The organism is Aeromonas sp. 604176 (assembly GCF_049170755.1).
Lineage (GTDB): Bacteria > Pseudomonadota > Gammaproteobacteria > Enterobacterales > Aeromonadaceae > Aeromonas > Aeromonas veronii_A.
On record NZ_JAAKNE010000027.1, the window covers coordinates 24,088 to 43,852 of the forward strand.

Below are 19,765 nucleotides of genomic sequence, written 5' to 3' on the forward strand. Positions count from 1 at the left end.
CGCCGGTGCCTACTGCCGATCGCGCAATAAAAAAACGGGAGGCCTGCGCCTCCCGTTTTACTCTCATCTCTGCACTGTCATTCGGTGTCGCGTTACAGGGTAAAGCGATAGAAGATATCGACCGCCTGAGCCACCCCGCTCATCGCTTGCAGATAGAGCCGTGGCAATACCTCATAGCGCAGCTTGAATTCGGCGATGGGGCTGAAAACCCCGACCCCGTACTGGAACTGCAAGCCCGGCAGCAGATAGGCCGACAGAGTCACCTGGGTGTTGTCGCCACTGCCCGCGGTATCGAGGGAGACATCGCTCATCCCCAGCGACTCGCCGATGCTCGACACCACGCCGTTGGCCTGACTCACCGCGCCGGCCACCAGCAGGCCGTTGAAACCGCCATCCTCACCGCCAGTCTGCAACCCTTTGCCACGCAGCAGATAGGAGAGCTGTTCCGACTGCGCCATCTGCGGCTCGGAGTAGACAGTGATCTCAGGCTTGCTGGCAGGGCCTGTCACCCGCACCCCGACCGTCACCTGACCCTCGATGGTATCGGGATCCCGGTTGGCTTCGATGTTGAGGAACGGCCGATCCAGCGGACCGGAGAAGAGGATCCGCCCCTCCTTGATGATGAGGTTCTGACCATAGGCCTTGAAGCGGCCGTTGGTCAGCACCAGCTGGCCGTTGCCTGCCAGCGGTTTCTCGGGATCCTGACGGATATTGAGACCGCCAGAGACATCGGTCTTCAGTCCCATGGCATCAAGTTTCACATCGTTGCCAAGGCGGATCGCCACCTTCATCGCCAGCGGCAGACTTGCCTGCTTGGGGGCCGGGGGCAGATCGTCATAGACCACAGTCACATCGTCGGAGACCGCCACCGCCGAATCCGGCAGGCTCTTGACCAGAATGCGCGCCCAGGGAATATCCACCTGACCGGTAATCCGGGTCTCCTCCCCCAGCGACACCGCGATATCGGGCGAGACTCTGACCCGGCCCATGCCCGGATATTGCGCCTCCAGATCCTTGCCCTGAATGGTGAGGCTGCCGCTGACCGGCATCTTGGCCCAGCTGAGCCAGCCCCCCAGTGCCAGCGGCCCCTTGCCAACCAGCATGGAACCATCCAGCTCGGCCCGGTTGCCTTCGATCTTGAGTCGGGTCACCAGCTTAGTCAGGGTCACCATGTCGGAGTGGGTCTGTACCTCGCCATCGCTCAGATTGAGCTGGCCAAACAGCAGGGGCGCCGCCAGGGTGCCGTCGAAGCGGGCATCGGCGGAGATGATCCCTTGCAGGGAGCGCACCTCAGGGATGAGCGGCGCAAAGGTATTGAGCTTGAGATCGTCAAACTTGAGCTGACCACCGAGCAGACCGCGACCGGCGGGCTCCCTGATCAGCAGATCGGTATCGATATTGCCGATCTGCTTGGAGGCAAAATCGAGGCGGATCGCCGCCTGCTGCCGCTCGAAATCAAGAGCCAGCGCCAGCTGCTGATAGTCGGTCTTGAGGCCATCGGCCACAAAGGTACCCGGCGTGGTGCGCACCACCGCATGCAGGGTTGGCTGATTGCCACGCCAGCTGGCGCGGCCATCGGCCGAGAGCATCGCCTGCCAGCGGAAGTTGTCCGGCAACCAGGGGCGCAGCCGCTTGAGATCAAACTCGCTCAGGGCAAACTCCAGAGTGCCCTGGGCAGCGGAGACCTGACTCCCCTTGACGCAGAGGCTGGCCCCCTGGGAGCCGAGGCAGAGATCCCCCATCGCCAGCCGCTGACGCGGCAGATCGAGATCCAGTGCCCAGGGGGAGCTCAAGTCCCAACGGCGCAGCGGGGTTTTCAGCCGCAACTCGGAGAGCGCCCCGCGCCAGTGATCCCCCCGCACACCGCCACCCAGTTTGAGGTTGGCGGCAACAGGGTCACCCTTCATGGTCAGGGTCAACAGATGCTGACTGATATCGCCGCTGAGGTTCAAGGCCAGCTGGCTGAGCTTGGTATCCCCCTGTTTCAGCTGCGCCACCAACAACGCGAGCTCACCGGCCGGTTTGGCACCGATCGCCACATTGCCCTTGAGGCTAATACCCTTCAGGTCGGTGCCGGCATAGTAGAGCCGGTCGGAGGCCAGATCCGCATCGATTTTTGGCGTCTGCTGATTGCCACTGACTTTCACCTGTCCCTTGATATCCCCTTTCAGGCCAGGATAGATGCCCCCCAGCTGGGGAGCCTGCAGGTTGGCATCGAGCTTCCACTGGGCGCTGCTGATACTGCCCTTGGCCTGCAACTGGTTGGGGCCACTTTGCAGCGAGAGCGCCGGGATCTGCCACTCCATCTTGTCGTTACCGCTGAGCTCCCCCTTGAGGGCCAACGGATACTGGTTGAGCTTGCCATCCACCTTGAGCTTGGGCAGTTTCAGCTCCCAGTGGCCCGCCTCGTTCATCACGAAACGGCTCTCCAGCTCACCGGCCAGCGTCCCTTTCAGCTCGGGCAGCAGCTCGGCCGGATTGATCCCCTTGAACAGGGTGGTTCCCTGCCACTCGATCCCCTTGTTCCAGGCGAGCTTGCCATCGAGCTTCAGCTCCCCCTTGAGGGCGTTGAGCTGCAAGGCGATCTTGCTGAGCCGCTCCAGATCCCCCTTGCCGTCCAGCGCAAGCTTGAAGGGGGGGACATCGGTCCCCTTGCCGGAGGTATTGAGGGCAAACTGGTAGCCGGAGAGCTTGCCCTTGGCAGTCAGGCTCCCTTTGTCCAGCCGATAGCTCGGCTCATCTTTGGCTGGCTTGTGAAGAGGCCAACCGAGGCTCTTCCAGTCGAGGGCCAGATCAAAAGGGAGATCCGGGTCGAGGGCGGCCAGCGAGCCCTTGAGATTGGCGGCAACCGGCCCCTTGGCCGACAACGCCAACCCCAGCTTGCCAACCGAACCGTTCAGCGCCAGCGTGGCCTGCTCACCCTGCAGCTCGCCATCCAGCAGCCCCTTGCGGGCCTTGGCATCCAGCGTCACCGCCAGCGGGTAGTCGTCACTGAGCTGGATGTGTCCCTTGAGCGCCAGATCGGCCATGGCGTGGCGCAGCGAGAGCTCGCGCACCTCGATGCGATCGTCGGCAGCAGTGGCCGACAGCAGCAGCTTGTCGAGCCCTTCGATCAGCTCGCCCTGCTTATATTGCACCCGGGTCGCACTGACCCCTTCCAGCTGGATGGGGAAAGGAAGGTGAATGGCGGGCAGGAGAATGGGGGCTGCCTTTGTCGTGTTCGCAGCAGGCGTCCCTTTACCCTGTTTGGCTGTCTCGGCGCTGGCCTTGTCGTTGCGCGCCACCGCAGTTCCGGCTTGCTTCTCGTTAGCGGCCGGCTGTTTGGCAGATTTGGCTGTGCTGGCGGGTGCCACGTCATCCAGCGTCACCGTCAGGTTATCGAGCACCGGGCCGCGTACAATCAGCCCCTTGCGGTTGAGGGTGGCGCCGATATCGAGGGACCCCAGGATCACGGCCACACCGGGCACTGCCAGATCGAGATCCGTGACCTTGAGGCTGTCGACCTGGATCTTGAGTGGCAGCGGGCGCCAGACAAAGGGTTCGGAAGGCTCTTCCGGTGCGGGCTCGGAATCGGCTACCTTGACCACCGGATGGGTCACCGCCAGGGATTTTATCCAGAACTTGCCCTGCAGCAACTTGCCGAGATCCCAGTCGAGCACGGCGCGATCCACAGTGACATCCACCAGCTCATCCTGCCAACCCGCCCCTTCCAGAGTCCAGCCATAGCCAAGCTGACCGGCCACCAGCTCCCCCTTGAGAGAAGGCAGCGCTCCCTTGGCCTGTTGCCACAACCACTTGTTGCCCTGATGGGTAAAACCCAGCAGGCTGACGCCGATGAGCAGCAGGAACACCAGCCCCATCAGCCAGAGAAAAATACGTTTTAGCCAGATCACAATGCAGACCCCCGCGCAAGATACAGCCGCAGCGGCCAAAGAAAAAAGCGTTTAGACAACATCATAATTCAGGCCCCAATGCGAAATGCAGCCGCAAGGGCTTGTCCTCCTCCGATACCCCGACCGCCAGATCCAGCCTGACCTGACCGATGGGGGTGACCCAGCGCACACCGACGCCGGTACCTATTTTCCAGGGTTCGCTGTAATCGGTGGTGGAGGTGCCGCCATCCACAAACATGGCCCCCAGCCACTTCTCGCTGAAGCGGTAGTTGTATTCCAGACTGGCCACGCTGGTGTAGCGGCCACCAGTCAGCTTGCCATCCGGCCCGGTGGGGGAGATGCTCTCGTAACCAAAGCCGCGCACCGTCTGATCGCCACCGGTAAAGAAGCGCAAGGACGGCGGCACCAGCGAGAAGCTGTCACCTATGATGGCCCCCTGCTCGGCCCGCATCAGGAATCTGTGGTTATCGCCGAGGGTTCGCAGCCACTTGCTGCGCCCCCACACCCGCATAAAGCTGATGTCGGAGCCCCATCTGGGATCGGAGAACTCCAGCGTCAGCTGCTGGCGATCACCCCAGTCGGGCACCAGAGTACCGCGCACCCGCAGTCGGGACCAGGAGACCCCGGGGATCAGCAGCAAGCTGTTCCCCTCGTCGGCGCCCTGGGTATAGATCTCGTTCTCCAGCCGGATAAAGACGTCCCGATCCCAGCTCTCCGGCCGCCGCGTCCAGCGGTGCACACCGATGGTAGTGAGATCGGAGCGGGTATCGTTGTTGTCCTTGTACTGGTAGCCGGTCTGGATGGAGTAGTAGTCCCGCAGCGGGTTGCCCACCGGGATCTGATAGTCGAAGCTGAGCTCTGCCTCCGGCGCCGACACCTTGGCGGTGGCAAACAGACGGTGGCCGTAGCGGTTGACCCAGGGCTTCTCCCAGGTGGCACTCATCCGCGGCCCTACGTCGGTGGCATAACCGATACCGGTCTCGATTTCGTGATCGACCCGGTTATCCAGCGTCACCGCGATGGGCACCCGATAGTTGCTCGCCTCGCTTAATACCGGCTTGATATCGACCTGACGGAACAGCTTGGTGGAGGAGACATCCTGCGACATTTCGGCCAGCCGGATGGCGAGATAGGGGTCACCGCTCTTGATGTTGATAAGCGGGCGAATAAGGTGAAGCGCTTCGGGGGTGGCATCGTAGCGGATCTCGCCAAAACGGTAGCGATGGCCCGATTCGAACAGAATAAAGATCTCCGCCGTCCCCTTGTCCGGGAACACCTTGACCTGACTCTTGCTCAGCTTGGCATCAAAGTAACCGCGGGCCAGCCCGAGGCTGCCCAGATCCGCCTTGATGGATTCATATTTGGCGTGATTGAGGGGCTCACCTTCTTTGAGGGGCAACTTGTCCAGCAGGGCGCTGTAGAGCTCGTCGCTGCCCGCATCCCCCTCCAGCAGAATATCGAGGCGGGAGACGATGACCGGCTCCCCTTTGTCCACCTCAATCACCACTTTGGACGGAGTCTTCTTGTCGCGACTCAGGGTGATCTTCGGCTGGTAATAGCCATAAACCTGCAGCGCCTTTTGCACGCTCTCGGTGATTTTGGCGCGGGCCGGGCGGTATTGCCGCTCCTGATAGACCGGCAGGGCATTGAGATAGGCTTCAACGTTATCCTTGTTCTCCCCTTTCAACCCCTTGACCTGATAGGTGAGCTTGGCGGCAAACGCGGGCGAAGCCAGCAGCGACAGCAACAGGCCCACCCCCAGTACCCGCAGGCCGCGGCGAAACGCAGGGCCGGACAGTGAACGCCCTGCCAGCAGGGATGAAATGCATCCTGTCAAAGGTCAATATTCCTGAATCTGTGGTGAAGGAAACCAGCGCCCTTTCGGGCCAACCCCGAATGCGGCGCAGCACGGCATGCAGGGCATGGCCGTGACACAAAAATGCGCGCCAGAAAAATGGCGAACCTTATCCTAACATAGGCATCGGCCAGCGACAGCGCAGCACCATTGGCAAATTCGCCATATCTTTTAAGAGGTTGACCACAAATCACACATTTTGGTGACAATGACGCCGCCCGCTTTCCCGATGGAAGCGAATTGACCTGCCCTCAATAAGGCTCACCCCACCATCAGGCACCATTTGTCACCTCTCCTCCTCTCTTTGCAACCAGAAACCCACCACGACAGAGTTTGTCGGCATAGCCCCACCCTCACCGTTTAACCAGCCCGGCACACGCCAAAGCCCGCCGTAGCGGGTGATTAAGAATTGCTCGTTCAGCGCAATCGAATTATCCCGCTGCCTTTGCGAACGTCCCTCCCTCACACTTGAACCATCAACTGAAGGAGACACATCATGCATGCACGTAGCGAACAGATGGCTGACTATATTGCCGATCGTCTCGAGTTCATCACCTTCCTCGCCTGTTGCAGCGCCCTGCTGGCCCTGCTGACCGGCATGAGTGGCCAACAGGCGCTGGCCTTTACCGCCCTGAACCTGCCGTTTGGCCTCGGCATTTTGCTGGGGATGGCGATGCTGGCCCCCCTGCCCGTCCACTGGCGGCTGCCGGGGCTCACCTTGCTGCTGGCAGGTTGCGCTCTGATGACCCTGCAACTGGGGGGAGAGTGGCTCAATCCGCTGGCCATCTGGAGCCTCTACGCCCTGCTCGGGCTGGAGATCATCTGGCAAGCGCGTCCCCGCGCCGTGCTGGCCACCCGCGCTCGCCAGTAACAGGGCTGACGAACGCCGGTAAATGGCGGGGTGATGGCTGACGCCGGTGGCAAATTGGGGTACTCTTGCGCCCCCATTTGCTACCACTCTTGGCGTTAACAACCTTCGCCATCACTCCCAGGAGCGCCCCGATGAAAAAAGCCTGTGCCCAGCACATTCTGGTCAAGACCGAAAAACAGTGTCTGGAGATCAAGGAGAAGATCGAGAAGGGAGCCGACTTCGGCCAGATGGCCAAGCGCTTCTCCACCTGCGCCTCTTCAAAACGCAGCGGCGATCTGGGGGAGTTCAATAAAGGGGATATGGTCAAGCCCTTCGACGATGCGGTATTCAAAGGCGAACTGCTCAAGGTGCTGGGGCCGGTGCGCACCAAGTTCGGTTTTCATCTGATCAAAGTTTTGTACAGAATCTAGACAGGCTTGTTTTTTGCATTAAGAACACAACTCTATGGAAGAGCCTGACCCGTTGCTGAAATTACTTGAGCCCTTTAAGGGCTCATAATTACTTCTGTGATCATAGGTGATTCAAATCAACATTCAAACCTGAGCGTTTCATTTCTTTAGCTAACTCGTATTGCCATCCAGTCTGATACTTGTGATATACGACACCACTTATATCGCCTTGGATTTCTACGTTCCCTTTGACAACAGCAGCTACATTTTCACGTCCTAGACGACCAATAAAGTAACCATGCTCGAATACTACATTTTGTCTGGCTCGAGGATTAACTTCCGGAGTACCAATTTTTCGACCTTCATCACAAGCGGTATAAAGAATGACCGCGTATCGAACATCCCCATATTTTTCTAATTTCTCGATAATCGTCTTGCCACCACTATGCTGATCGCGAAGAACTATAGGATCCATATTGAGCTTGCGGAGTAAATTTTCTGTTTCACTCAACAAGTGCTCATCATGCCCATGAACAATAAAGATTTTTTCTTTTTCTGGAACTGAGAATTTAGTCATAGAGGATTCAGTCTGAGAATGTTGTGGCTTGAGCTGATCCCAACTTGGTGCTTCCTGTAAAGGTTTATTTGGCATAGAACCAAATACCTCATTTATGGCAGCAGCACGTACTTGTTGGAGTTGTGATTTAAACGGGTTCACAAGCGGATTATGTTGAGTTGGTGCAACTGTAGTAGCCGAGTTAATCAATCGATTTGCAATATCAATGCAACGCTGGCGCAGTTCATGATTTTTGGGAGGTGAATTTAAATTTTGTTCGATGTCGTTATCTTCGATTAATGCGAGTATAACTTTGCCTATGATTTCATCGTCATGCTGATTAAAGAACGAACGAAGGCGCTTAGCTTTTGAATCGCCGATATCGCAATATCGGTCATTGTAAATATCAATATCAAACTGTTCGAAAAAATCTGCAAACGTACGGTTGCTATGATGTAGGACATAGCCCGTCCTCATATCAAAGTACTGCTCGACTATCTTTTGCTCTACCTTATCTAGCGCCATGTGAACCCCCACCAAAGTCAATATTTGATATATGGGTTAATCACCATAATTTCAAGAGGTTTAGTTAATAGTCACAGTAAAGGACCCTTCGTTTGGAACAAATATTGAACAGCTCAACATTTATCTTAAGAACACAAGACTAAAGTGCTCTATCGCAACTAAGTCATCGCAACTGACCATTCTCTCGGTGAAGCTCCCGTCAGGCGGGCTTCACCTCCCTCTGCATTCCCTCGCAAAACTGGCCAAAACCACGCCAAACTCTCATCAATTTACTAACGTTATCAGGCAATTAAGTTTATCCTTCTCGGCATTGTCCACATTCGACGATGGATCCCGTGCTATGCCCCGCTCTTGCTTGTGGCCCCTGCTGGCCTGGTTACTCCCGCTCGCTGGCGCCCTCGGCAGCCGCTTTCATCTCTGGCCCTGGTGGATAGGTTTTGCGATCTGTCTCATCGGAGCCCTTGTCTCCCTGATCTTGCTGGTACGCCTGCCCTGGAGCCGCAACCGCTATGCCAGCGGCCTTGGCGCCTTGCCACTGCTGCTACCGCTGACCTTTGTGCTGCAGGCGCTGCGCATGCCGCTGATCAACGATGTGAGCACAGATCCCTACAATCCCCCCCAGCTACGCTGGGCGGCAGAGCTGAGAACGGCGCAGGATCTGCCAATAAATAGCGCACCGCTGAAAGCAGTTGAGGCAAAACCCGGTCCTCTCTTTACCAGGGCCTCTCCTGCCGAAGTGCTGATTGAAGCCAACGAGCTGATGCAGGAGCTGGGCTGGCAGATACGACCCAGCCCGGATGGCCTGGATGCAGTGGTCACCACCGGCTGGTTCGGCTTTCAGGATGATGTGGCGCTGCGGGTCTTTGCCGGCCCCAAAGAGACCCGCATCGATATGCGATCAGCCTCCCGTCAGGGGCAAAGCGATCTGGGCACCAACCGGGCGCGGATCGAGGATTTCCTGACCCGCCTGAACGAGCGGTTGGGCCAAGCCTACAAACCCAATTTGAAACCGTAAGAGTGAAACAACAAGAAGGTAACTGATGCGCGTTGAGGTCAAACCCGACCGGGAATATGCCTGGTTTATCCGCCCCTTTTTCTGGCTGCAAAAGCGCAACTATGGTCAGGTGCTTATTCCGGGCAAGTGCTGGGGCCGCTCGCCGCGCCTCTTTGCCGCCGTCGCCACCCTCTACGGGGTCATCAACCGCAAGCGCTCCCCCATCGATCCCGTGCTGCGCTCGCTGGTGACGGTGCGGGTCTCCCAGCTCAACTGGTGTCGTTTTTGCGTCGACATCAACGCCATGACCCTGGTAAAGAGAGCCGGCTCCAGCGAGAAGGTGGAGGCGCTGGCCAACTGGCGCGAAAGCTCCTTGTTTGACGAGCGGGAAAAAGCGGTGCTCGACTACACCGAAGCGATGACTGGCCTCGATGGGGTGAGCGATGAACAGGCGGCCCGCCTCAAGCCCTGGTTCGATGACGATGCCATGGTGGAGCTGACCGGCCTTATCGCCTTCCAGAACATGTCGGCCAAGTTCAACGCCGCCCTCGATATCGCACCGCAGGGCTTCTGCCAGCTGCCTGTGCAACCGGAACGCCCTGCCCAGCCAGACAGCAAGGACGCCTGATGAACCGGACCCGCCTGCTGCTTGCACTGGTGATGGGGAGCCTTATCGGCACCTTTTTTGCCCTCGATCTTGGCCGTTACCTCACTCTGGACGCCTTGCAGGCCCAGCAGGCGGCAGTGGCGCAATGGGTCGACAGTCACTTTGTCTCGGCCAGCCTGCTGTTCGTGCTTATCTATGTGCTGAGCACCGCCCTCTCCCTGCCCGGCGCCAGCCTGCTCACCCTGGGTGGTAGCGCAGTGTTCGGCGTCGCCTGGGGGCTGCTGCTGGTCTCCTTTGCCAGCACCATAGGCGCAACCCTGGCCTTTCTCAGCGCTCGTTTTCTGCTGCGCGACTGGGTCACCGCCCGCTTTGGCGACAAGCTGGCCACCTTTCAGTCCGGCATGGCGAAGGAGGGGGCCTTCTATCTGCTGAGCCTGCGCCTCATCCCCATCTTCCCCTTCTTTCTGGTCAATCTGCTGATGGGGCTCACCCCCATCAGAGTCAGCACCTACTACTGGGTCAGCCAGCTTGGCATGTTGCCCGGCACCTTCGTCTATGTGCTGGCGGGCAGCGAGCTTGGCCAGTTAACCAGCACCGGCAATATTCTCTCCCCCGGCCTGATGGTCGCGTTGACCCTGCTGGGGCTGATGCCCTGGCTGGTCAAGAAATTGACCGACAAGCTCGCGCTGCGCCGCTTGCTCTCCCCCTACCGCAAACCCGCTCGCTACGACTACAACCTGCTGGTGATCGGTGCCGGTGCAGGTGGGCTGGTCACCAGCTATATCGCGGCAGCGGTGAAGGCCAAGGTGGCGCTCATCGAGAAACACAAGATGGGGGGCGATTGCCTCAACAGCGGTTGCGTCCCCTCCAAGGCGCTGATCCGAAGCGCCCGCTTTGCCGCAGAGCAGCGTAAAGCCGACGAGCTGGGCTTTAGCCCAAGCCACTCCCGCGCCGATTTTACCGCCGTGATGGAGCGGGTAGCGGAGGTTATCAAGGAGGTCGAGCCACACGACTCCATCGAACGCTATCAGGGGCTTGGAGTGGAATGCATCGAAGGGGAGGCGCGGCTGGTCTCTCCCTGGGAGGTGGAGGTGAACGGCCAGCGCCTTGCCAGCCGCCATATCGTTATCGCCACTGGCGCTCGGCCGCTGGTGCCCAAGCTGCCGGGGCTGGATCAGGTGCCTTACCTCACCTCGGATAGCCTCTGGCAGCTGCGCACCCCGCCGCGCCGCCTGCTGGTGCTGGGCGGCGGCCCCATCGGCTGCGAGCTGGCCCAGAGCTTCGCCCTGCTCGGCATTCCCGTGACCTTGGTGGAACTCTCGGAGCAACTGCTGCCCCGCGAAGAGAGAGAGGTAGCCGACGCCCTTGCCGGGCAAATGAGCCGAGATGGTGTGCAGCTACTCACCGGCTGGCGCGCCGAACGAGCCGACTATCTGCCCGCAGCCAAGGGGGATCTCCCCATCCGGCTGCAACTGCGCCGGGGCGATGAGACACAAGTGGTGGAAGGGGATCAACTGCTGCTGGCACTGGGTCGGGTCGCCAACGTCAGCGGCTTCGGGCTCGAAGCGTTGGGGGTCGAGCTGGCCCCCCGCGGCCCCCTAGCGGTCGATGGCTTCCTTGCCACCAACTTCCCCAGCATACTGGCAGTGGGAGACGTAGCGGGCCCTTACCAGTTCACCCACTTTGCCGCCCATCAGGCCTGGTATGCGGCGGTCAATGCCCTGTTTGGCCAGTTCAAGCGCTTTCGGGCCGACTATCGGGTCATTCCGGCGGCCACCTACACCACGCCGGAGATTGCCCGGGTCGGCCTCAATCGCAAGGAGGCCGAAGCGCAGAGGATCCCCTTCGAGGCGACCCGCTTCGAGCTGGCCGAGCTGGACAGAGCCATCGCCGATGGGGAGCGCCACGGTTTTGTCGAGGTGCTGACCGTGCCGGGCAAGGATACTATCCTTGGCGCCACCATAGTGGGCACTCACGCCGGTGAGCGGATCGCCGAGTTCGTGCTCGCCATGCGTCACCGCCTCGGCCTTGGCAAGATCCTCGGCACCATTCACGCCTATCCCACCCTGATGGAGGGGAACAAATATGTGGCGGGTGAATGGAAAAGGGCCCACCAGCCCACCCGGGTACTGGCGTTGCTGGCCCGTTATCACCGCTGGCGCCGTGGCGCCTGACAACCAGAGAAACGTTTATGCTCAAGCCATTCTCACAACTCAACTCACAGCTCAAACAGCGGCTAAATGTCCTGCTGTGCGCCCTGCCACTGCTGGCCAGCGGCTCGCTGTTGGCGGCCAATCCAGACGGCAACTGGCAACAGACCCTTGAGGAGGCGAAGGGACAGACCGTCTACTTCAACGCCTGGGGCGGCAGCCCGGAGATCAACGCCTATCTGGTGTGGGCCGGGCAGGAGCTGGCGCGCGACTATCAGGTCAAGCTGGTGCAGGTGAAGGTGGATGATATCGCCCAGAGCGTCAGTCAACTGCTGGCCAACAAGCTGGCAGGCAAGCAAGCTGGCGGGCCCATCGATCTGCTCTGGGTCAACGGCGAGAACTTCAAGGTGCTCAAGGAGCAGGGGCTGCTCGGCGCTCCCTTTACCTCCGAGCTGCCCAACATGGCACTGGTCGACAGCAGCCTGCCGGTGAGTGAGGACTTCACCCTGCCGGTGGAAGGGCTGGAAGCCCCCTGGGGCATCGGCCAGCTCAATCTGATGGTCGACACCGAAGAGGTCGCCAGCCCGCCCACCTCGGCATCAGCCCTGCTGGCGTGGGCCAAGGCTCATCCCGGCCGCTTCACCTATCCCAAGCCGCCCCAGTTCCATGGCTCCAGTTTTCTCAAGCAGATCCTGCTGGAATTGACGCCAGACCCCGCCCCCCTCTATCGGGAGGCGACTGAGAGCAACTTTGCCAAGCTCACCGCCCCGCTCTGGGCCTGGCTCGATGAGCTGCATCCGGCGCTCTGGCGCAAGGGCAAACTGTTCCCCACCAGCGCCGCTGAGACCCGCCAGCTGCTCGATGATGGCGAACTGGCCATGGCTATCAGCTTCAATCCAAAGGAGGCGCAAAGCGCCGCCCAGATTGGCGCCCTGCCCCCCAGTGTGGAGGCGATTGCCATGGAGAAAGGGGCGCTCACCAACAGCCATTTTCTCGCCATCCCCTTCAACGCCAGTGCCCGTGCGGGAGCTAAAGTGGTGGCCAACTTTCTGTTAAGTCCGGCGGCGCAGGCGCGCAAGGCCAATCCGGCATTCTGGGGTGATCCCAGCGTGCTGCGGGCCGATGCCCTGCCTGACTCCGCCAAAGGGCAACCGGCACTGCGCTTCAAAGCGGTAGCCGAGCCTCACCCCAGCTGGCAGCTCAAACTGGAAGCGGCCTGGGCCGAGCGTTACGGTCACTGATGAGTGCCGCTGGTCACCCGCTTTCCCGCTCCCGACCGTGGCGCCGGTTGACACGCCACCCCAGTATGAGTACGGGGATGGCGGTCATTTATCTGGCGCTCTTCGTTATCCCTCTGCTGGCAGGGCTATGGCAACTGCTGGCGGAGGGGATGGCCACCTCTCATCTCGCCTTGCTGCTCGCCCAGCCTGGCCTGTGGCACTCAGCAGCGCTGAGTCTGTGGATTGGCGCCGCCTCCACCCTTGGCAGCCTGCTGATGACAGCCCTGCTGCTGGCCCACAGCGACAGCCGGGCTTTCGGGCTGCTCCGCCGTCTGCTCTCGCCCATGCTGGCAATGCCCCACGTCGCCTTTGCCATCGGCTTTGCCTTTCTGCTCGCCCCCTCCGGCTGGCTGCTGCGGCTCCTCTCGCCAGCTCTGACCGGGTTTGATCTTCCCCCCGATTGGCAGACCATTCGCGACCCTTGGGGGCTCGGGCTGATTGCACTGCTCGTTTTCAAGGAGACCCCCTTTCTGCTACTGATGGCGATGGCCGCACAGCAACCCATCCAGCTGGCACGCCAGCAGTGGCTGGGGGCAAGCCTCGGTTTCAGTGTCCCCCAGATCTGGTGGCGTCTGCTGCTACCGGCACTCTGGCCCGCCCTGCGCCTGCCCATCTATGCGGTGGCGGCCTACGGAGTGGCGGTGGTGGATCTCGCCCAGCTGCTCGGGCCCGATGCCCCCGCCCCGCTGGCGGTGCGGTTGTGGCTCTGGTATCAGGACCCGGATCTGCTCTGGCGCGGAGCCACCGCCAGCGGCGCCCTGCTTTTGCTCGCCATCACGGCGTTGCTCATCGCTCTGCTCAGATTACTGGAGTGGCTTCATAAAGAGATGGGCAAAGGCTGCTGGCTCGATGGCAAACGGGCGGCGCCCCACTTCTTTGCCAACCGGCTCGCAGCAGGCTTTGCCTTCACCCTGATCACCCTCAATCTGGCGGTGCTGGCGGCCCTGCTGCTCTGGTCGCTGGCGCGCCGCTGGCCCTTTCCCGCCCTCTGGCCCAGCCAGTGGAGCAGTCATTACTGGCTGGATCTGCTGCCAACCCTGCTGCCACTGCTGGTAACCAGCGCACTGCTGGCGCTGGTGAGCGGCTTGTTGGCACTGATGATGGCGGTGTGCAGTCTGGAGGCGCAAGCCGGGCGCCGCCCCTGGCCGCTCTGGCTTATCTGCCTGCCGCTGTTGCTGCCGCAGGCAAGCCTGCTGTTTGGCATCCGGCTCGGGTTGGACTGGCTTGCGCATGACTCGATAAGCAGCGGCATTGGCTGGGGCTGGGTGCTCTGGAGCCAGCTGTTGTTTGTCTTTCCCTATGTCTATCTCTGCCTGCACGGCCCCTATCGCCAGTTCGACCCGCGGATCACCCAGAGCGCCCTGCTGCTGGGGGCCACACCGTGGCAAGCCTGGTGGCAGGTCAAAGCGCCGCTGCTGGCGCGCCCGCTGCTGTTTGCCTTCGGCGTCGGGGCGGCGGTGAGTCTGGCCCAGTATCTGCCAACCCTGTTGTTTGGGGCTGGCAGAGTGGTCACCATCACCACCGAAGCGGTGGCCATCGGCAGCGGCCTCAACCGGCGGCTGGCGGGGCTCTACGGCCTGCTGCAACTGCTGTTGCCACTCGTTATCTATCTGCTGGCGCTCTGGCTGCCGGCGCGGCTCAATCCGGCGCTCAAGGGGGGCGGCTCACGATGAACTCTCACGATGGAAACAACCATATGCTGAGCACCACGCCTCTTCGGCTTTACCTTGATGAAAATCTGCTGCTTTCACTCCCTGCCCTGCAAGTGGCCCCCGGCGAGGTATTGACCCTGATGGGACCAAGCGGCTGCGGTAAAAGCTCCCTGCTGGCGGGGCTCGCCGGGGTACTGCCCGGCGCGCTGGCAGGAAATGGCCCGATCCGGCTGGAGGGGAAGATAAGGCTCGGCGAGCGGCTACTCAACACCTTGCCTGCGCAAGCACGGCGCATCGGCATGCTGTTTCAGGATGACCTGCTGTTCGACCATCTGACGGTGGCGGAGAACCTGATGTTCGGCATGCCTGCGATCATCAAGGGAAAACGCGCGCGGCGGGAAAAGGCGTTGGCCGCATTGGCGCAGGTCGCACTGGCAGATCAGGCTGACAAGCTGCCGCCGCTGCTGTCAGGGGGGCAGCGGGCGCGGGTCAGCCTGCTGCGGGCACTGTTGGCGGAACCCGACGCCCTGCTACTGGACGAGCCCTTCTCCCGCCTCGACAAGCCGCTGCGGGCCGCCTTTCGCGAACTGGTGTTCGCGCAGATCAAGGCGCTGGCCATCCCTGCCATCCTGGTGACCCACGATGCGGAAGACGCGCCGGGCACCATACTCAACCTCACCGAATGCCACTGTTAACCGAGGAATGTTCACCTTGTTTGATCGCCATCTGATCCCCGTGATCCGCAGCCCCCTCACCCAGCTTGCCAAACCGCTCTGCCGTGCGGGGATCAGTGCCAATCAGGTGAGCCTCACCGGCTTTGCCATCGGCATGCTGGCGCTGCCGCTGCTGGCCTTTGGCGGCTATCAGTGGGCACTCGCGGCCATCCTGCTCAACCGGCTGCTGGACGGGCTCGATGGCGCCGTGGCGCGGGAAACCGGCATCACCGACTGCGGCGGCTTTCTCGACATCACGCTCGACTTTATCTTCTACGCCGCCGTGGTGCTGGGCTTTGCCCTCGCCGCCCCCGCCAATGCGCTGCCCGCCGCCACCCTGCTATTTGCCTTTATGGGTACCGGCTCGAGCTTTCTGGCGTTTGCTATCATGGCGGGCAAGCGGGGGATCGATAATCCGGTCTACCACCATAAATCTCTCTACTATCTGGGCGGCCTCACCGAGGGGAGCGAGACCATCGCGCTCTTTGTGCTGATGTGCCTGTGGCCCGCCGCCTTCGCCCCGCTCGCCTACGGCTTTGCCCTGCTCTGCGCCATCACCACCCTGACCCGGCTCTGGAGCGGTTACCACACCCTGCGTCCCCCCGAGCGCTAACCAGCACAGCCCTCACAGAAGGGCTAATCCATCGCACGATGAATTGGCGGCAAACAAGGCGCACGGAACACTTGCACGGGGATGGCAATGTTTTACCATGACGACACTTTTATCAGTCTCTTTGAGAACCCTATGCGTCGCCTTGCCTCTCTTCTCACTCTGTCGTTATTCCCCCTGCTCGGTGGCTGCAGCAGCGCCCCCGCGCCAAAGCCCGTGGTCGTCCCCCAGCCCAAGAGCGCCTTTATCAATCAAGCTCCATCGAGCAAACCCGTTTATACACAAGGGGTTAGCAAGGGGGACTTCGCCAATCGCCCCAACGTGGATCGGTTCGTCCAGAAAATGGTCGAGAAGCACGGTTTTGACAACGCCCAGCTGCATCAGGTGCTGGCACAGGCAGAGCGTTACGACTGGATCATCCGCCTGATGGATGCCCAGGCGCCGACTACCGCCAAGCCCACCGGCCCGACCGGCGCCTGGAACCGCTATCGCGCCAAGTTCATCACCCCGGACAACGTACAGAATGGCGTCAACTTCTGGCGTGAATACGCAAGCGAGCTGAACCGAGCGGAGCAGATCTACGGGGTGCCGCCGGAGATCATCGTCGGCATTATCGGGGTGGAGACCCGCTGGGGCCGGGTGATGGGCAAGACCCGCATTCTGGATGCGCTGGCCACTCTGGCATTTGATTATCCGCGCCGCGCCGAGTTCTTCACCAGCGAGCTGGAAGCCTTCCTGGTGATGACCCGCGACGAGGGGATGGATCCCACCGAACCCAAGGGCTCCTATGCGGGCGCCATGGGCTACGGCCAGTTTATGCCCTCCAGCTTCCAGCGCTATGCGGTGGACTTTGATGGCAACGGCCACACCAACCTGTGGGATCCGGTAGATGCCATCGGCAGCGTCGCCAACTACTTCAAGGCCCACGGCTGGGAGAAAGGCCAACCGGTGGCGGTGCGCGGTCAGGGCCAACTGCCCGGCTATGAGCATGGCTTCCAGACCCGCTACCCGGTGGCCTCCCTGCGCCGCGCAGGGCTCACCCCCACCAGCAGCCTGGGCAACCACAGCGAAGCGAGCCTGCTGCGCCTCGATGTCGGCACCGGCTACCAATACTGGTACGGCCTGCCCAACTTCTACACCATCACCCGCTACAACCACAGCACCCACTACGCCATGGCGGTGTGGCAGCTGGGGCTGGCGGTGAAAGAGGCCAAAGGCGGTTACTGAGTCAAGCACTGATTTGCCAACAAAAACGGGCCTGCTGGCCCGTTTTTGTTATTCGTTTTGCAGCAACCAGCGTTTGAGCAGTGCCGCTAACTGAGCCTGCTCCGCCTCGGTCAGTGGCGCCAGCAGGCGACGCTCGTTGGCCACGTGCAGCTCAACCGCTCGGTCGATAAGCGCTTTGCCCGATTCGGTGAGGCAGACCAGCAGGCTGCGCCGATCGCTGGGCGCCGCTTGCCGCTCTATCAGTCCCCGCTCGGCCAGCTTGTCGAGCCGGGCCGTCATGGCACCAGAACTCAACATGGCCGATTGGTAGAGCACTGTCGGCGTCAGTGGCTCACCCGACCGACGCAGGGTCGCCAAAATGTCGAAGTCCGTGCCAAGCAAGCCGCACTCCTTGAGCTCTTCACTCACCTCACGACCGGCAATTGCCGCCATCCTGGCTACCCGACCCAGCACCCCCATAGGAGAACAGTCGAGATCCGGTCGCTGCCGGGCCCACTGAGCCAGCAGCAGGTCTACATGATCTGATTCCATCGCCAACTACTTATCTTCATATCGAGATACTTGATGATAAATCAATTTGGCGCTAATTTATCTTCACTTGAAGATACTTTTCAAAGAGATAAATAATGCCAATGCTGATCGCCTTGCTGGCTCCACTGCTGTGGGGCAGCACCTATGCTGTCGTCAGCCTCTACCTGACTGACTACTCACCCTACTGGGTTGCCGTATGGCGAGCACTGCCTGCCGGGCTGCTCTTGTTACTGTTACATCCGCGCATGCCGCCTCTGCCCTGGGGCAAGCAGTTCCTGTTGGCGTTTTGCAACATTGCCGCCTTCTTCGCTTTGCTGTTTGTGGCGGCCTTCCGGCTGCCGGGGGCAGTAGCAGGTACACTTGGTGCCACCCTACCGCTGGTGCTGATGCTACTGGCCTGGTTGCAAGATGGCACACGACCAAGCCTGAAATGGCTACTGCTGGGATTGATGGGGCTGGCTGGGGTATTACTGTTGCTCAACCCCTCTGCCAATCTGGATCCTGTCGGAGTTGCATGCGCCATGCTGGCCACAGTGCTGATCGGCCAATCCAGCCGTTGGATGCGCCACTGGCCGGTAAACGATCTGCTGGCGCTGACCGCTTGGCAATTGCTGCTTGGGGGCTTGATGCTGATCCCGCTCGCCTGGTGGCTGGCTGGCCCAATGCCGTTGCCGGATCCGGCCAGTGCGCCGGGATTGCTCTGGTTGATCCTGCTCAACACCGCGCTGGGCTACTGGGCCTGGTTGTGGGGATTAAAGCACCACGGCCCGGAGGTGATGGGCATGCTGGCCCTCACCAATCCCATGATGGCTGTGTCGCTTGGGGTATTGATGGTGGGTGAAACCCTGGATGTCAGCCAGTGGATCGGCATCGGGGTGATCTTGCTCTCCCTGTTCCTGATGAAGCTGCCAGCACGCCCCTTTTTCAAACGTTGGCAAGCTCGCCGAGCGAGTACAGGGATCTGTAACGAGGCGTAAACACCAGAACACCTCAACCCGCGCATAAAAAAGAGGAGCAACTTCGGCTCCTCTTTTTTGTCAACGGTCAGCGACTGGAAGGTGGCTTATACACCTGCTTTGGCCAGCGCAGCAGAGACGATCTGCTGAGCCTCTTGCTGGATGAGGTCGAGGTGCGTGTCGCCCTTGAAGCTCTCCATGTAGATCTTGTAGATGGACTCAGTGCCAGAGGGGCGCGCCGCGAACCAGCCGTTCTCGGTCACCACCTTGAGGCCGCCGATGGCGGCATCGTTGCCCGGCGCCTTGGTCAGCTTGGCGATGATGGGCTCACCCGCCAAAGTTGAGGCTTCCACCAGAGCAGGATCCAGCTTGGAGAGCACCGCTTTCTGGGCACTGTTGGCCGGTGCGTCGATACGGCGGTAGCTGGAGCGGCCGAACTTGGCTTCCAGCGCGTCGTAGTGGGCCTGCGGATCCTTGCCGGTGACCGCCAGAATTTCCGCTGCCAGCAGCGCCAGAATGAAGCCATCCTTGTCGGTGGTCCAGACGGTGCCATCTTTGCGCAGGAAGGAGGCGCCCGCGCTCTCTTCACCACCAAAACCGAACTCGCCGCTGTAGAGGCCATCCACGAACCACTTGAAGCCGACCGGCACCTCTTTGAGGGTACGGCCAATCTCGCCGGCCACCCGGTCGATCATGGACGAGGAGACCAGCGTCTTGCCAACGGCCGCATCGGCAGACCAGCCGGTGCGATGGGTAAACAGATACTGGATTGCCACCGCCAGATAGTGGTTCGGGTTCATCAGGCCGGACTTGGTGACAATGCCGTGACGGTCGTAGTCAGGGTCGTTGCCAAGGGCGATGTCGAACTTGTCTTTGAGGGCAATCAGGCTCGCCATGGCGAACGGGCTGGAGCAGTCCATCCGGATCTTGCCGTCTTTATCCAGGGTCATGAAGGA

General features: G+C 60.8%; 16 protein-coding genes. 11 read left to right on the plus strand and 5 right to left on the minus strand.

All coding sequences use genetic code 11. The features are described from left to right. Positions 1-92 precede the first annotated feature (92 nt). Both G5358_RS07095 and G5358_RS07100 read right to left on the minus strand, forming a co-directional pair. Positions 93-3,893, minus strand: coding sequence for a translocation/assembly module TamB domain-containing protein (locus G5358_RS07095; RefSeq protein WP_421323851.1), 3,801 nt, complete (start codon positions 3,891-3,893; stop codon positions 93-95). Between the two features lie 61 nt (positions 3,894-3,954). Continuing rightward, the gene (locus G5358_RS07100; protein WP_005334265.1) at positions 3,955-5,730 is read right to left on the minus strand and encodes an autotransporter assembly complex protein TamA; all 1,776 of its coding nucleotides are present in this window, start codon (positions 5,728-5,730) and stop codon (positions 3,955-3,957) included. A gap of 514 nt (positions 5,731-6,244) precedes the next feature. Here G5358_RS07100 and G5358_RS07105 point away from each other — a divergent pair. Together G5358_RS07105 and G5358_RS07110 are read left to right on the plus strand one after the other, a co-directional pair. After that, positions 6,245-6,619, plus strand: a complete 375-nt coding sequence (locus tag G5358_RS07105; protein WP_139742846.1) for a hypothetical protein — start codon at positions 6,245-6,247, stop codon at positions 6,617-6,619. A 131-nt stretch (positions 6,620-6,750) separates the two neighbouring features. Then, positions 6,751-7,029 (plus strand): peptidylprolyl isomerase, encoded by a 279-nt coding sequence (locus tag G5358_RS07110; RefSeq protein ID WP_182932597.1) that lies wholly within the window; start codon positions 6,751-6,753, stop codon positions 7,027-7,029. Positions 7,030-7,129: 100 nt separating this feature from the next. On the opposite strand, the gene G5358_RS07115 is transcribed toward G5358_RS07110, so the two are convergent. After that, a complete protein-coding gene (locus tag G5358_RS07115; RefSeq protein ID WP_421323852.1) occupies positions 7,130-8,089 on the minus strand; it encodes a TIR domain-containing protein in 960 nt (319 codons plus the stop codon). 340 nt (positions 8,090-8,429) lie between these two features. Between G5358_RS07115 and G5358_RS07120 the strand changes: the two genes are divergently transcribed. The 8 genes from G5358_RS07120 (at position 8,430) to mltB (ending at position 17,322) form a co-directional block, all read left to right on the plus strand. Further along, complete coding sequence (locus tag G5358_RS07120; RefSeq protein ID WP_139406362.1) at positions 8,430-9,104, plus strand: DUF1499 domain-containing protein; 675 nt, start codon at positions 8,430-8,432, stop codon at positions 9,102-9,104. Between the two features lie 25 nt (positions 9,105-9,129). Next, on the plus strand, positions 9,130-9,711 hold the full coding sequence (locus G5358_RS07125; RefSeq protein WP_005344442.1) for a carboxymuconolactone decarboxylase family protein: 582 nt from the start codon (positions 9,130-9,132) through the stop codon (positions 9,709-9,711). Next, complete coding sequence (locus G5358_RS07130; protein WP_421323853.1) at positions 9,711-11,864, plus strand: FAD-dependent oxidoreductase; 2,154 nt, start codon at positions 9,711-9,713, stop codon at positions 11,862-11,864. The genes G5358_RS07125 and G5358_RS07130 overlap by 1 nt, the downstream gene beginning before the upstream one ends. A 17-nt stretch (positions 11,865-11,881) precedes the next feature. Next, complete coding sequence (locus tag G5358_RS07135) at positions 11,882-13,081, plus strand: ABC transporter substrate-binding protein (RefSeq protein ID WP_216954153.1); 1,200 nt, start codon at positions 11,882-11,884, stop codon at positions 13,079-13,081. A 77-nt stretch (positions 13,082-13,158) separates the two neighbouring features. After that, complete coding sequence (locus G5358_RS07140) at positions 13,159-14,793, plus strand: ABC transporter permease (RefSeq protein ID WP_216954154.1); 1,635 nt, start codon at positions 13,159-13,161, stop codon at positions 14,791-14,793. Between the two features lie 23 nt (positions 14,794-14,816). After that, entirely contained in the window at positions 14,817-15,467 is a 651-nt protein-coding gene (locus tag G5358_RS07145; protein WP_216954155.1) for an ATP-binding cassette domain-containing protein, read from the plus strand. 16 nt (positions 15,468-15,483) lie between these two features. After that, a complete protein-coding gene (locus G5358_RS07150) occupies positions 15,484-16,098 on the plus strand; it encodes a CDP-alcohol phosphatidyltransferase family protein (protein ID WP_216954156.1) in 615 nt (204 codons plus the stop codon). A 132-nt stretch (positions 16,099-16,230) separates the two neighbouring features. Beyond that, entirely contained in the window at positions 16,231-17,322 is a 1,092-nt protein-coding gene (mltB, locus tag G5358_RS07155) for a lytic murein transglycosylase B (RefSeq protein WP_058058116.1), read from the plus strand. 48 nt (positions 17,323-17,370) lie between these two features. On the opposite strand, the gene G5358_RS07160 is transcribed toward mltB, so the two are convergent. Continuing rightward, positions 17,371-17,853 (minus strand): MarR family winged helix-turn-helix transcriptional regulator, encoded by a 483-nt coding sequence (locus tag G5358_RS07160; RefSeq protein ID WP_123173377.1) that lies wholly within the window; start codon positions 17,851-17,853, stop codon positions 17,371-17,373. Between the two features lie 95 nt (positions 17,854-17,948). Between G5358_RS07160 and G5358_RS07165 the strand changes: the two genes are divergently transcribed. Beyond that, positions 17,949-18,830: a DMT family transporter gene (locus G5358_RS07165; protein ID WP_127006826.1), complete on the plus strand. Its 882-nt coding sequence runs from the start codon at positions 17,949-17,951 to the stop codon at positions 18,828-18,830. 86 nt (positions 18,831-18,916) lie between these two features. Here G5358_RS07165 and G5358_RS07170 read toward each other — a convergent pair. Further along, the coding region (locus tag G5358_RS07170) for a phosphoglucomutase (protein ID WP_421323854.1) at positions 18,917-19,765 on the minus strand (849 nt) is incomplete at its 5' end.

What these genes read in the sequence shown, in the direction of transcription:
- G5358_RS07160 (WP_123173377.1), bottom strand. Translation starts at nt 17,853, where the DNA reads ATGGAATCAGATCATGTAGACCTGCTGCTGGCTCAGTGGGCCCGGCAG.
- G5358_RS07165 (WP_127006826.1), top strand. Translation starts at nt 17,949, where the DNA reads ATGCCAATGCTGATCGCCTTGCTGGCTCCACTGCTGTGGGGCAGCACC.
- G5358_RS07105 (WP_139742846.1), top strand. Translation starts at nt 6,245, where the DNA reads ATGCATGCACGTAGCGAACAGATGGCTGACTATATTGCCGATCGTCTC.
- G5358_RS07145 (WP_216954155.1), top strand. Translation starts at nt 14,817, where the DNA reads ATGCTGAGCACCACGCCTCTTCGGCTTTACCTTGATGAAAATCTGCTG.
- G5358_RS07115 (WP_421323852.1), bottom strand. Translation starts at nt 8,089, where the DNA reads ATGGCGCTAGATAAGGTAGAGCAAAAGATAGTCGAGCAGTACTTTGAT.
- G5358_RS07135 (WP_216954153.1), top strand. Translation starts at nt 11,882, where the DNA reads ATGCTCAAGCCATTCTCACAACTCAACTCACAGCTCAAACAGCGGCTA.
- G5358_RS07120 (WP_139406362.1), top strand. Translation starts at nt 8,430, where the DNA reads ATGCCCCGCTCTTGCTTGTGGCCCCTGCTGGCCTGGTTACTCCCGCTC.
- mltB (WP_058058116.1), top strand. Translation starts at nt 16,231, where the DNA reads ATGCGTCGCCTTGCCTCTCTTCTCACTCTGTCGTTATTCCCCCTGCTC.
- G5358_RS07130 (WP_421323853.1), top strand. Translation starts at nt 9,711, where the DNA reads ATGAACCGGACCCGCCTGCTGCTTGCACTGGTGATGGGGAGCCTTATC.
- G5358_RS07140 (WP_216954154.1), top strand. Translation starts at nt 13,159, where the DNA reads ATGGCGGTCATTTATCTGGCGCTCTTCGTTATCCCTCTGCTGGCAGGG.
- G5358_RS07110 (WP_182932597.1), top strand. Translation starts at nt 6,751, where the DNA reads ATGAAAAAAGCCTGTGCCCAGCACATTCTGGTCAAGACCGAAAAACAG.
- G5358_RS07125 (WP_005344442.1), top strand. Translation starts at nt 9,130, where the DNA reads ATGCGCGTTGAGGTCAAACCCGACCGGGAATATGCCTGGTTTATCCGC.